We start from the raw sequence: 11952 nt of genomic DNA, 5'->3' as shown, positions 1-11952 counted from the left end.
AGCTCTAAACTTTCGCTTGAGCTTTCATCGCAGAGAAGTTTGTCGCTCACCCAAATCCTGCACTGGCGCACAGTCTTCAGTTGGGACCACCTTTCGACTGACCGAAAGGGTTCGAGAGTGCACACAACTGCTTAACGTCCCTTCCAGATTTCTTCGTTTGGATTTCTCCTCACGGCTCTTTCCTTTCGGTTCGCTTCACAATCCTGTGACTTTCCCAGATCTCAGATCCGGTTCGCTTCAGTTCCCCACAGCTGGCTTTTCACCCAGTTCTGCCCCAAGGCGTGAGACCTCAGGACAGCACCACATCACTGCAGGGTCCCGTCGCTTAAAATGTTTGACGGGACCTCACACCTCTACCGCTCGTTTCGTCATCCTCGACACCGCATCCAACTGGCTTTGACTCCACACTGACGCCAGCACAAGGCTGGTCCACTGCAAACTCAGAACCGTTCGATCCGATCAGAATGACGCGGTAGAAGCGTCAGTTCCTAAACTTTTCAATTGTCCAGGTGCTGCCTCCACGCCCTTGGCCTCTCGGCTTGGGGTCGTCTCGGCGCGTCGCCTCTCAGCGACTCAGGAAACCTACAACACCGGTGGCTCGCGCCTCCTTCGTCGTAAGCACGCACCCTTCACCCTTCCAGGCCAACGGCACTCGCCCTCAGTGCCTCGCGGCACCGAAGACTCTGCGTTTCCACCGGTGCTTTCGCTCCCGGTGTGCTGCGCAGTCCAAAACCATACCCCATCTCGCTCCGATCGCGCAAGCTGCCCACTGATGGAGCCGCGGGCAGCTTCAGCCCGCCAGGCTCAGCACCACCAGCACCAGGGCCGTGACGACAAGCACGGCGCTGCCCACGGCCCACATCCGACGCTGACGCGACGTTCGTGACAGCAGCACCTGCTCGCCTTCCCGCCGGATCAGGAACAGGCCCTCCTGCTCCGGCTTGCGCAGGGCCAGGCTGCCGCTGGCATCGCTGACCTCGGCCACCACGAAGATCCGCCCACCTGAGCGGAACACCTCTTCATCGCGTCGCATCCCGAGGCTGCGGATCTGCTGAGGCGCCAAAGCCTGACCCTTGCCGGAAGGCGCCGCCTCGTCGTCGGGTTCGAGGATGGAGAGCACCGATTCCCACTCCAGCTCGGCCTGCTCCGGTTCCACCGGCAGCTCCTGCCCAGCCTGCGCCAGGCGAAAAGAGCAGCGCCGCTCCAGCCGACTCACCTCCTGGGAGCGCTGCTCCCAGCGGCTTTTGGTGGTGGTGCGCCCTTCGGAATCGGTGGTCTGCTCCTCTACCCGCTCCTGATACAGGTGCGTAACCGTATCGACGAAGGCGACGCAGGCCTCGCCGCTCCAGGGGGCCTGCAGCGGCTCCTCGCAGACCAGCTCCCCCTCGAGCTTGACAAGTTCCCGGAAGGAGCCCCCGCCGATGCCATCCACCACAGTGGCGTGCAGATCCAGCAATTCGGCCACGCTGCTGCTGCGCGCCGCCCGCAGCAGGCGCAGGCGGCGCCCCTGATGCAGGGAGCTCCAGCCGCAGAACCCGGCGGCCAGGGCCGCGACCAGGGCGATCCATCCGATCACGCCCCCTCCTCTGCGCGGAGCGCCAGCCGATCCGGCAGCCCCTTGCAGCCGCCCGGCAGGGTCTGGCGGGAGCGCTTGCCGCTCCAGGCCGCCAGGTAGTGGCGGGCTTCCGGATCCAGCAGCCGCACCCCCGTGAGATTGATGTTCTCCACCAGGGCGCCGGTGCCCCGTCCACTCAGAAAATCAGGGCTGAGACCGATCTGGCGCGGCGTGGCGCTCTCCAGCGGGCCATAGAAGAAGCGGGTGCGCTCCAGCCGTGCCCCCTCCAGACAGGCCCCGCCCAGATCGGCACCGGCCAGGTTGGCGTCGCTGAGGTCGGTGGCTTCGAGATTGGTGCCGCGCAGGTCGGCGCCATTGAAATCAATGCCGCGCAGATCGGTGCCGGCCAGGTCCTGACCCCGCAGGCTCTGATACAGCTGGATCACGGGCACGCCGGCCACCCGGTCTTCTTCATAGCTTCCCTGGCCATCGAGGATGGCGCGGCCAAGCCGATGGTCGCGCCGCAGCGGAGTGAGCAGGCGCGCATGGGAGAGAAAGCGCAGGATGCGGGCCTTGCCGTCGGCATCGATGCTGCTGAGCACGGCCGCCAGCCGCCCCTCGGCCAGCATCCGCTCGAGCGGCCAGTCTTCCAGCAGGCCTTCGTCGTCGCTGATCAGCTCGGAGACGCCGTGGATGAAGCTGTCGATCGTCTGGGCCTGGGTGATGCGGTTCTGCTGGGTGGTGAGCCGCTGGTCGACCATCACCTGCCGCCAGGCGATCATCAGCGCCACCGAAGCCACCAGGATCTGCCCGAAGGCGCCGATCACCCCTTCGCCGATGGCGCCGATCGCCTCCCAGTCGGCGCGGCGGTAGATCCCCAGCAGGGGATCCCACCAGCCCAGCTGCAGGGTGATCACCACCAGGGCCAGCACCAGCGCCAGCACGGCCGCGATGCGGGCGGTGGGGGGATCGTCGATCCGCTGGCGCAGCAATTGCCAGAGCGGCGGCAGCAACTGATGCAGCGATAGCCCCACGGTGAGCAGGGCCGCCGCCGCCGCCACCCAGACCAGGCCAGCCAGGGAGGCCGCCAGGGTGAGCGCCACCGCCAGCAGCAACCGCAGCAGGGGCGACTGGCGCAGCAGAGCCCAGAGGGTGATCGGGCGGAAGGGGGCCGGAGCCGTGCGGCGCTCGTCGGACAACTGACTCATGGCAGGGAACCGCCCTGGAAGTAGAAACCTGCGGCCAGAATCAGGTAGGTCGCCAGCAGCAGCACCCCCTCCAGCCAGTCGGAACGCCCATCGAGGCTGACGAGGTTGCTCACCACAACGGCGGCGATCACGGCGACCAGTTCATAGAGGTTGAAACTCAGATCGAGGGGGTGGCCCAGGGAGGGCCCCAGCAGCACCAGCAGGGGCACCACCAGCAGGGCCACCAGCAGGGTCGAGCCCAGGGCCACCGACACCGACAGATCCATCTTGTCCTTGCGGGCCATGCTCACCGCCGTGAGGTATTCGGCGGCGCCGCCCAGCAGCGGCAGCAACACCACGCCGGTGAACAGGGCCGTGAGCCCGAAGCCCTCGGTGACGCTCTCCACCACGCCCACGAACAGCTCGGATTCATAGGTGAGCGCCAGGGTGGCCAGCAGCAGCACCATCACCCAGGGCAGCACCTTGGGGCGCTCCCCGCCATGGGCGAGCTCCTCGCTGTCGACTTCGGCCACGGCATAGAGGGTGCGGTGGGTGCGCAGCGAAAACAACAGGGTGAGGCCGTAGACCGCCAGCAGCACCCAGGCCACGAACAGGGAGAAGGATTCGCGGCCGGCCGCTGCCACGCCACCATCGCCGCCACCGGCCAGGTTGCCGCTGGCGAGGCTGCCGACACTGGGCAGCAGGATCGCCAGCACCGCCAGGGTCATGGCCGATCCATTCACGCGGGCCACCACCGGCTGAAAGCGCTGCTCACTGCGCCCGATGCCACCGACCAGCATCGAGAGCCCCAGGGCCAGCAGCAGGTTGGCCATCACCGTGCCGGTGATGCTGGCCTTGACGATCTCCACCAGGCCCGCCTTCAGGGCGGTGAGGGCAATGATCAGCTCGGTGGCATTGCCGAACACGGCATTGAGCAAAGCCCCGATCGAGGGGCCAAAGCTGATGGCCAGCTCCTCGGTGGCCGTGCTCAGCCAGATCGCCAGGGGAATGATCGCCAGCGCCGAGGTGGCGAACACCGCCCCATCGCCCCAGTGCAGGGTCTCGGCCAGGGCCGACAGGGGCACCATCACCAGCAGGCCGAACGCGATGGCGTTCCGGGGGGTCATGGGCCGGGATCGGATCGGCGCATTCTGACGGCACCGGCCCGGCTCGGCTGGATCGGCTGCAGCATGGGCGTCAGGTTCCGGGTGCCGACACGGCGACACAGATGAACGACACCCTGGCGGGCTGGGCGCTGGTGCTGGGCCTGACGGCGATGGGCTTCTGGCTGGGTGAGCGCCCCGGCTGGTTCGGGCGGCTCGGCCCCACGCTCTGGGTGCTGAGCCTCGGCCTGCTCGCCTCCAATGGTCTGGGGCTGCGCCTGCCGGAAGCGGTGGCGGAGGGCGTGAATGGGCCGCTCACCTCGGTGGCGATCGTGCTGCTGCTGCTGGCGGTGGATGGCCGGCGGGTGTGGGAGGAGGGCCGCAGCCTGATCGCCCCCTTCGCCGCCGCCGTGGTGGTGACCTGTCTGGCAGCCCTGCTCGGCGCCCTGCTGCTGGGCCCCGCGCTCGGGGCAGACACCCCGCCCCTGGCCGGTCTGTTCACGGCCACCTACACGGGCGGCAGCCTCAATTTCGTGTCGGTGGCGCGGGCCCTGGCGGTGCGGCCCGACCTGGTGACCCTGGCCACCGCCGCCGATCAGCTGGTCTTCACAGTGTGGTTTCTGCTCAGCCTGCTGCTGGGGCATCGACGCCAGAACAGCCTCCACCTGGAGACGGAGGCCGGAGCGCTCGATCCCGGCGCGCGCTTCATTCCGCTGGTATGGCGGCACTGGCGCCAGTGGGGCGGCCAGGCCCTGGCCTGCCTGGCGCTGGCCGTGCTCACCATGCTGGCCGCCACGGCGCTCACCGCCTGGCTGGAGCCCCTGCTGCCCCAGGTGCCGGGCCTCGGCATCGTGGTGATCACCAGCCTGTCGCTGGTGGTGGCCCAGATTCCCGGCCTGCGCTGCAAGGCGCTGGCTTACCCCCTGGGCCTGCTGGCGATCCATCCCTTCTTTGCGGTGATCGGCCTGAGCGCGGCCGTGTTGGCGCTGCTGGGGGAAGGGTTGACCGTGCTGATCTATGCCGCCCTGGTGGTGGCGGTGCAGGCGGTGGGGGTGCTGGCCCTGGCCCGCTGGCGCCGCTGGGGCCTGGTGGACACGCTCGTCTCCAGCCAGGCCGCCGTTGGTGGGCCCTCCACAGCTCTGGCCCTGGCCACCTCCTGCGGCCGCCAGGACCTGGCCGTGCCGGGGGTGGCCGTGGGGCTGATCGGCTACATGCTCGGCACCTACCTCGGGCTGCTGATGGCTGGGCTGGTGGCGGGTCTGGTGGCGATGCCGATGCCGACCTGAACCTGGCCAACTGTGAGGGTTCCTGCGGTCTGCCGTTTTGTGGGTTACGGTGATGTCATCTGGCAGAAGCCGGCGAGCCGCGTGCTCGCGCATGCCGGAACCAGCACCGAGCCGCCCCTGCGCTTCCTGGGGACGGCCCTTCAGGACCAAAGCCATGGCGGTGATCCACCGCCGCGTCTGTGCTGCTCGTGAGCGAGTCCCATCGGGGACCGTGGCAGCTGGCCGGTGCGTGATCCATATCCAGTCGAAACGTCATGTCCATCACCCGCAACCGACCCATCACCAGAACCACCCAAGCTGGCGCCAAGCGCAACACCGCCCCGTCGCGCAGCGCCCCATCCCGCAGCGCCCCATCCCGCAGCGCTGCGTGCGGCAGCGAGCGGCGCGGAACCAGCAGCACCCCGCAGGAAACACCCTCCTGGGAGGAGCTGCTGGGGCGCCGCTGATCACGGCAGCGCAGATCAAGGCGCAGCTGAACAAGCCGCCACTGAAGACTCAGGCCGAACCAGCCGGAACGGCATTCAGGGCGGCCAGAGCCGCATCGAAGTCAAAGCGGCGGGCGCAGTGCAGCGCCCGCCGCACCTGATCGGCCACGGCGGAGGGGCCGATCTGCTCCGCCAGGTCCTCCAATGCCTCCCGCGCCTGCGCATCGCTGGCGGCCAGCAAGCTGCGGCAACGCTCCAGCCGTTCCTGCTGGAGAGCGAGAGCAGCGGGGTCGTGCTCCACCCGGGCACCTGAGCGATCAACGGAGCCGGGGTGGCCTGCGCCGGTCCCCTCGCCAGCGTTCAGGGCCTCCAGACCCGCCAGCACAGGGCGCAGCTGGACAAGCAACGCCTGGAGAACGTCCTCAACCTGGGCGTTTGCAGCGTCTGCTTGCTCGGATTGCTCGGAATGCTCCGAACAGGCCGCTTCCAGGGCCGCGGCCGCCTGCTGCACGCCGCGGGCTCCGATGGTGCCGGCCGTGCCCTTGAGCGTGTGGGCCAGACGGGTGGCCGTGCTGACATCAGCCGCCTGCCACGCCGCCTGGAACTGGGCCTCGAAGGCCTGCTGCTCCTCTGAAAAACGCCGCAGCAAGCGCCGGTAGAGCTGGGCATTGCCCATGGTGCTGGTCATGCCGGCACCGAGATCGATACCCGGCAGAAGGGGAAACTCCGGCACCCGGGCGGCATCGGGCGGTAATGCGGCACACGGCAAAGCAGCCGGGGGAGACGACGCAGAGGACGAGGCTGCAGAGGGGTGAATCCAGCGCTCCAGGGTGCGGAACATCGCCTCCACATCCAGAGGCTTGGGGATGTGATCCACCATGCCCACCGCCAGCACCTTCTCGAGATCCCCCTCCATGGCATTGGCCGTCATCGCGATCACAGGCATCGATGCCAGGGCCGGATCAGCCTTGATCGCGCGGGTGGCTGTGTAGCCATCCATCACCGGCATCTGGCAATCCATCAACACGCCGTCGAAGAGGCGATCGTGCGCCAGCAGCTCGAGAGCCTCCTGGCCGTTGCAGGCCGTCTCCACCACCAGGCCGGCCTGGCTCAGCAGCTCGCAGGCCAGTTCCTGGTTCATGGCGTTGTCTTCCACCAGCAACACCCGGGCGCCGGTCAGCGCCGTGATCGGTTCCGCCGATTGCCGTTCCGCCTCAGAACGGGACGCCTGCGACTGGATCTGGAGATGATCCAGGGCTGCGGCGATGGCCTTCAGCAGGGAGTAGGGCGTGGTGGGCTTGGCGATCGCCCCGTGGAACACGAGCCCATCACGCTCGGCGTCCAGCCAGATATCATCGGCCCCGAAAGCCGTCAGCATCAACAGGCGCGGCTGCGCCTGCAAAGGCAGCGCCCTGATCTCCAGACCCGCCTCCACCCCGTTCATCAGCGGCATTCTCCAATCCATCAGCACGAGGGCATAGGGATGGCCTGCAGCATCGGCCTGCCGCACGGCCCGCACCGCCTGCTCACCATCGCTGGCTTTGTCGACCTCCATGCCGAAGCTGCGGGTCATGGCAACGGTGATCTCGCGGGCAGTGGAGTTGTCGTCCACCACCAGCACACGCACACCGCGCAACTCCTCCAAACACAACATCGGATTGGCAGCCCCATAGGGCAGGCCGAAACGAGCACTGAAATGGAACGTGGAGCCCACATTGGGGACACTGTCAACCCAGATCGAGCCGCCCATCATTTCCGCAATATTCCCGGAAATCGCCAGCCCCAATCCCGTGCCGCCATACTTGCGCGTCACCGAGCTGTCGGCCTGGCTGAACGGCTGGAACAAAAGGCCAATCTGTTCTTCTGACAGGCCGATGCCCGTATCCCGCACCAAGAAGTGCAGCATCACGGAATCAACGCCAACGTCCAGTATCTCCACCTTCACAACAACCTCGCCCTGATCAGAAAACTTCACTGCGTTGTCACAGAGATTAATCAACACCTGTGAAAGACGCAGCGGATCACCCAACAGGGAGTCAGGGGAATCAATCGAATGATCGAAGAGCAGTTCCAGGCCCTTTCCTGCAGCCCTCATCCCGATCAAATCCCCTACATAACAAAGCACATTGTCGAGGGAGAAGTCAGTCGCTTCAATGATCAAACGGCCGGATTCGATCTTGGAAAAGTCAAGGATGTCGTTGATAATACCAAGCAAGTTTTCCGCAGATGTGCGCACCTTTGCAGCGTAATTGCCCTGCCTGCGATCGAGATCAGTCTGCTGCAGCAGCCGCGTCATCCCGATAATCACATTCATCGGCGTGCGGATCTCATGGCTCATGTTGGCCAGGAATTCATTCTTTAAGCGTGTCGCACGAGCCAATTCAGTGTTTGCCTGTACCATTTTTTTGTTTGTCCGCACAAGGCTTGATTGGGCGCGCTTGGTGCGAGACAACTCTTGCTGAATTCGATTAAACAGATTAGACTGCTGCAGAGCGATACTAATTTGACGGGAGACGGAATCGACAAATTCGATATCCTCTTCGCTCCACACCCTCGCTACCTTGCACTGCTGTACGCAAAGAAGTCCCCACAACTGATCTGAATAAACAAGGGGAAAAACAGCGCTGGAAAGAATACCATACTTCCCAAGAAGCTCGCGATAACAAGTAGATACATTTGCTGTCCGAACATCATCAACAACATGGAATCTACCCGACAGGTAAAGCTCAACAAGCTGGGGAGAAAAGCACTTGTCTTCGGCTTCTAAATGAAGGATTGAAGTCACACCAGGAGCTGCCGATGCGGCAATAAATCGGCCCCGCTTGTGGGCAGATCCAGGAAGAAACTGATAAATTGCAACTCTATCTGTTTTGAGAAAATGAAGAATATCGCATGTGACAGTCTCGAAAATCTGATCAAGCTCAAGGGACAGGTGAATTCGATGATTAATCTCGCGGAGAAGCTGTTCCTTGCTTGCCAGTTTCTCCAACCTGACCGAATTGGCTTGCATCTTGTCTGCCATGCTGTTGAAAGCAGCAGAGACAGAAGCGAGCTCATCAGACCCTGTCAGAAAGCTGCGGGAATTGAGCCTACCTTCTCCAAAATCATTACTTGCAGCAACTAGCTTCTGGATTCGCTTGCTGAGAGTAGACTCGAAATACAGCCACAATAATAGACAGAATATGACCAAAACTATGCTAGAACCAATAGCCCGCTTGAAAGCACTAGCAAAAGCCTTCTGGTTCTGATGGCTAAGATCATACTCAATGAACAGAATTGCTACCCTGGAAGGCTTAATTTCATATTTACCCGACTTTAGCAATACAGGATGCAGCGCAATTAGCCGGTCACTATTATCTACTTTCAATATTACGCCAGCCCGCGCCTCTCTAATCTTAAGGATTTCAGATTGATACTTAAAAGCCTGTGTATCTCTAATTGCATTGCCTATTTGCCGGTAGTCATTAGACTGAATAACAGTATTATTCTCGCTGAAAATGATCGTACTTAAGTAGCCCTGGTACGAGCCCAGTCGGCTTACAAGTGCCTTAATCTGACTTTCACTATCACTTGATCGATACAGATATTCGATGACTTGGGATACTTGAGCTGTGACCGTCCTGAGATTTGCCTTGGCAGAATTCTCGGCCAAGCGATAAGACGCATTAACCTCAAACAAGAATAATCCTAACCCAGCTAGACTGCCAAACAGCACAAGTGCCGCAGGAATCGCATAACGAAGTGGGGGGGGGTATTTTCTCAGAATTCTTTTCATTGACTTGCCTGGGATGACGATGCCCTAACAAATTGATCATCAAGCAAGGCGGAAGGATCAACCCTCTTATCAATCAACCTGTTCTTGATCATTAGATCCACAAGTTTATTGATGGATAGCGCCAGATTAGCATTCTTTTGACTGAGAAGAGCTTGATTTTCCTGAAGGGATGGCTGCTTCAGTTTTTGGAATGAGTCAAGCAGCTGTGCAGGCCTCACCTGGGCACGCTTAGCCATAAGCTTGGCAGCCAGCAGAGGGTTTCTCTCGAAGTAGCCAAGTGCTTTGAATCGGCCGTCAACAAGAGCCTGCACAGCTTTGGGATTGCGCGCAATTGCGTCGTCACTAACCACAAGTACGTCAATAATCTCTCCTGGAATCATGCTACTATCAAATATCTGTGTGGCTCCCTCTTCCAGGAGTCTTGAGCGCGCTGGCCCGAATGTGACAACTGCATCTATTTCTCGATTTCTAAACGCTTGCTCGTGATCAGCCAGTTCAAGGGACACGATCTGAACATCCTGAGGATGCAGACCATTCTTCTCCAGTGCTCTGGCAAGTAAAAAGGCTCCAAGAGCTGTTGATTCCACTCCGATGCGACGACCCATAAGTGCTTTAACATTTTTAATCTCAGGCTGCCCGAGAATAACGTCACCACCGCTGGAGAAGTCCATCACAGCAATGATTTTGATGTTTGCTTGGGTAGCGGCAAGGTCGAGAACCTGATCAATAGAGAGCCCTGCGCCATCGATCTCCCTGTTTCGATAAGCCTTGACTTGTTCGGTTCCTGATGGATAGTCAAAAAGTCGAATCGGCTTATCTTTGTAATAGCCAAGCTCCCTAGCAAGGTAGAGAGTCTCATAGCCTGGCCAGAGGTTGGCGCCAATGCGAAGGGTATGCTGAGGCACCACACCGCAACTAACCAGAAAAACCGGCAGGCCTAGAAGAAAAACTTTCAAGAAACATCCGTTCGACCGTTTTGCCAAGAGCGCGGCGCGACACTCGCGGAAAATAAACTTAAACAAAAGCGACCCCCTCCATGCAAAACAAAGAAAAGACGATGAAGCTTTGCCGCGGTGCCTTCGAAGCAGTTCGAGCAAACGAGAGCATCTGAATCCGCATAGTGCTCAGCCCAGCATGGGCGGCTCCCCCTGCATCATTCGGATCACACGCTCCTTCTCGAGAAGGTCTTGGTCGGTATCGCTGTAGCGCCGCGCGATCTCCTGGAGATCCTCTTGAATCGCATCACAGGCGTCAACCACATCGGGATCGAAATGGCTACCGCGGCCTTCATGCAGGGCCTGCATGGCTTGCGCATGCGACATGGCCTGTTTGTAGACACGTCGACTGATCAGGGCGTCGTAGAAATCGGCCACAGCCATCAAACGAGCGGAGACTGGAATCGCATCCCCCGCCAATCCGAGGGGATAGCCCGTGCCATCCCACTTCTCGTGGTGGCTGTAGGCGATCTCCTTGGCATAAAGCAGGAAATCTACTTTGAGGTCGAGTTGATTTTCTGCCGATTCAATCGCAGCCAATCCAAGGGTAGTATGGGATTTCATCACCTCAAACTCCTCCTGCGTCAGGCGACCCGGCTTGAGCAGGATGCGATCCGGAATTCCCACTTTGCCGATGTCATGTAGCGGTGCGCTGCGGTAGAGCAGATCAATCGTTAGGTCGTTGTCAAGCACGGCACGGAAGCGCTCATGGTGGCGCAGCCTGAGAGCTAGGGCGCGGATATAGTTTTGCGTGCGGCGGATGTGGTTGCCGGTTTCGTTGTCGCGCGTTTCAGCCAAGGAAGCCATAGCGTGGATGGTGACATCCTGAATCGCGGCCAGTTCATGGCTGCGCTTCTGCACCTCTCGCTCCAGATGATCATTCTGATCGCGCAGACGATCTGCAGCGGCCTTGAGTTGCATCTGGGTGGCCACACGAGCCAGCAGAATCGGCGGATTCACAGGCTTGGCGATGAAATCAGCCGCTCCGAGCAGCAAGCCACTTGCCTCATCGTCGACAGACGAGTTCGCCGTGAGAAAGATCACCGGAATATCCCGCGTAAAAGCCTCATCCTTCAGCTTTTTACAGACTTGATAACCGGATAAGCCCGGCATCATGACGTCGAGCAGGATTAGATCGGGCGGCGTATTGGCGCCCGCAATCTCCAGGGCCTTGGCTCCACCCGTAGCCACCTTCACCTGGTAGAAAACCTGCAGAACGGCCGAGATCTGATCCAGGCTGCTGACGCTGTCGTCAACGACCAGAATCGTAGGTTTTTTTAATTTAGAAGCAGCATCGAATGCGTGGACAGTCTGTACCAAAGAAAAGTCCATGGAAGAATTAACCTGGCTCTTAATCATTCGATTTTACCATTAAAATCAAAAGTCGATTTACTTTAGTCAATCGCGCCCACCCGATGTGGCGACATGGCTGGCCGTTCAGAGATGAGCACATCGAGCTGGCTTTGGGCCGAAGCTTTGCATAGCGACCAAGGGTTTACGAGTTTGCTGAAAAACCCCGCCACCTCTGCGAGAATGGGCCAACTGCCCCAGGTTTGATGCGAGGTCAGCAGGAGCGCAGCGGCTCCTTGTTCTCCTACGTCTCGATCGAGGAGCGGATCCCGGCCA

8 protein-coding genes are annotated in these 11952 nt (G+C 61.1%); 2 read left to right on the top strand and 6 right to left on the bottom strand.

Going from position 1 to position 11952, the window contains the following annotated elements:
* Window positions 1-790: 790 nt before the first annotated feature.
* From VB777_RS06435 to cax, 3 genes are read right to left on the bottom strand one after another with little or no spacing between them, the layout of a single operon-like run.
* Window positions 791-1576, bottom strand: a complete 786-nt coding sequence (locus VB777_RS06435; RefSeq protein ID WP_323247812.1) for a GIDE domain-containing protein — start codon at window positions 1574-1576, stop codon at window positions 791-793.
* Window positions 1573-2763, bottom strand: coding sequence for a pentapeptide repeat-containing protein (locus VB777_RS06430; RefSeq protein ID WP_197158323.1), 1191 nt, complete (start codon window positions 2761-2763; stop codon window positions 1573-1575). Before VB777_RS06430 ends, VB777_RS06435 begins: the two co-directional genes overlap by 4 nt.
* The gene (gene cax, locus VB777_RS06425) at window positions 2760-3869 is read right to left on the bottom strand and encodes a calcium/proton exchanger (protein ID WP_323247810.1); all 1110 of its coding nucleotides are present in this window, start codon (window positions 3867-3869) and stop codon (window positions 2760-2762) included. Before cax ends, VB777_RS06430 begins: the two co-directional genes overlap by 4 nt.
* Before the next feature lie 101 nt (window positions 3870-3970).
* On the opposite strand from cax, the gene VB777_RS06420 reads away from it, so the two are divergent.
* On the top strand, window positions 3971-5131 hold the full coding sequence (locus tag VB777_RS06420) for a DUF819 family protein (RefSeq protein ID WP_323247808.1): 1161 nt from the start codon (window positions 3971-3973) through the stop codon (window positions 5129-5131).
* Between the two features lie 254 nt (window positions 5132-5385).
* Complete coding sequence (locus VB777_RS06415; RefSeq protein ID WP_323247806.1) at window positions 5386-5577, top strand: hypothetical protein; 192 nt, start codon at window positions 5386-5388, stop codon at window positions 5575-5577.
* A 49-nt stretch (window positions 5578-5626) separates the two neighbouring features.
* Here VB777_RS06415 and VB777_RS06410 read toward each other — a convergent pair whose 3' ends face one another.
* The 3 genes from VB777_RS06410 to VB777_RS06400 form a co-directional block, all read right to left on the bottom strand.
* The gene (locus VB777_RS06410; RefSeq protein WP_323247804.1) at window positions 5627-9235 is read right to left on the bottom strand and encodes a response regulator; all 3609 of its coding nucleotides are present in this window, start codon (window positions 9233-9235) and stop codon (window positions 5627-5629) included.
* A 92-nt stretch (window positions 9236-9327) separates the two neighbouring features.
* Window positions 9328-10287: an ABC transporter substrate-binding protein gene (locus tag VB777_RS06405; RefSeq protein WP_323247802.1), complete on the bottom strand. Its 960-nt coding sequence runs from the start codon at window positions 10285-10287 to the stop codon at window positions 9328-9330.
* 168 nt (window positions 10288-10455) lie between these two features.
* The gene (locus VB777_RS06400) at window positions 10456-11658 is read right to left on the bottom strand and encodes a two-component system response regulator (RefSeq protein WP_323247801.1); all 1203 of its coding nucleotides are present in this window, start codon (window positions 11656-11658) and stop codon (window positions 10456-10458) included.
* Window positions 11659-11952 lie beyond the last annotated feature (294 nt).

It is taken from the genome of Synechococcus sp. CCY9202 (assembly GCF_034931685.1).
Lineage (GTDB): Bacteria > Cyanobacteriota > Cyanobacteriia > PCC-6307 > Cyanobiaceae > CBW1002.
The sequence above is the reverse complement of the archived record's forward strand: the minus strand, read 5'-3'. Positions and strand labels throughout refer to the sequence as shown.

Bases quoted from the DNA above. Each gene is read 5' to 3' on its own strand.
- VB777_RS06415 (WP_323247806.1), top strand. From the start codon at position 5,386: ATGTCCATCACCCGCAACCGACCCATCACCAGAACCACCCAAGCTGGC.
- cax (WP_323247810.1), bottom strand. From the start codon at position 3,869: ATGACCCCCCGGAACGCCATCGCGTTCGGCCTGCTGGTGATGGTGCCC.
- VB777_RS06400 (WP_323247801.1), bottom strand. From the start codon at position 11,658: ATGGACTTTTCTTTGGTACAGACTGTCCACGCATTCGATGCTGCTTCT.
- VB777_RS06420 (WP_323247808.1), top strand. From the start codon at position 3,971: ATGAACGACACCCTGGCGGGCTGGGCGCTGGTGCTGGGCCTGACGGCG.
- VB777_RS06430 (WP_197158323.1), bottom strand. From the start codon at position 2,763: ATGAGTCAGTTGTCCGACGAGCGCCGCACGGCTCCGGCCCCCTTCCGC.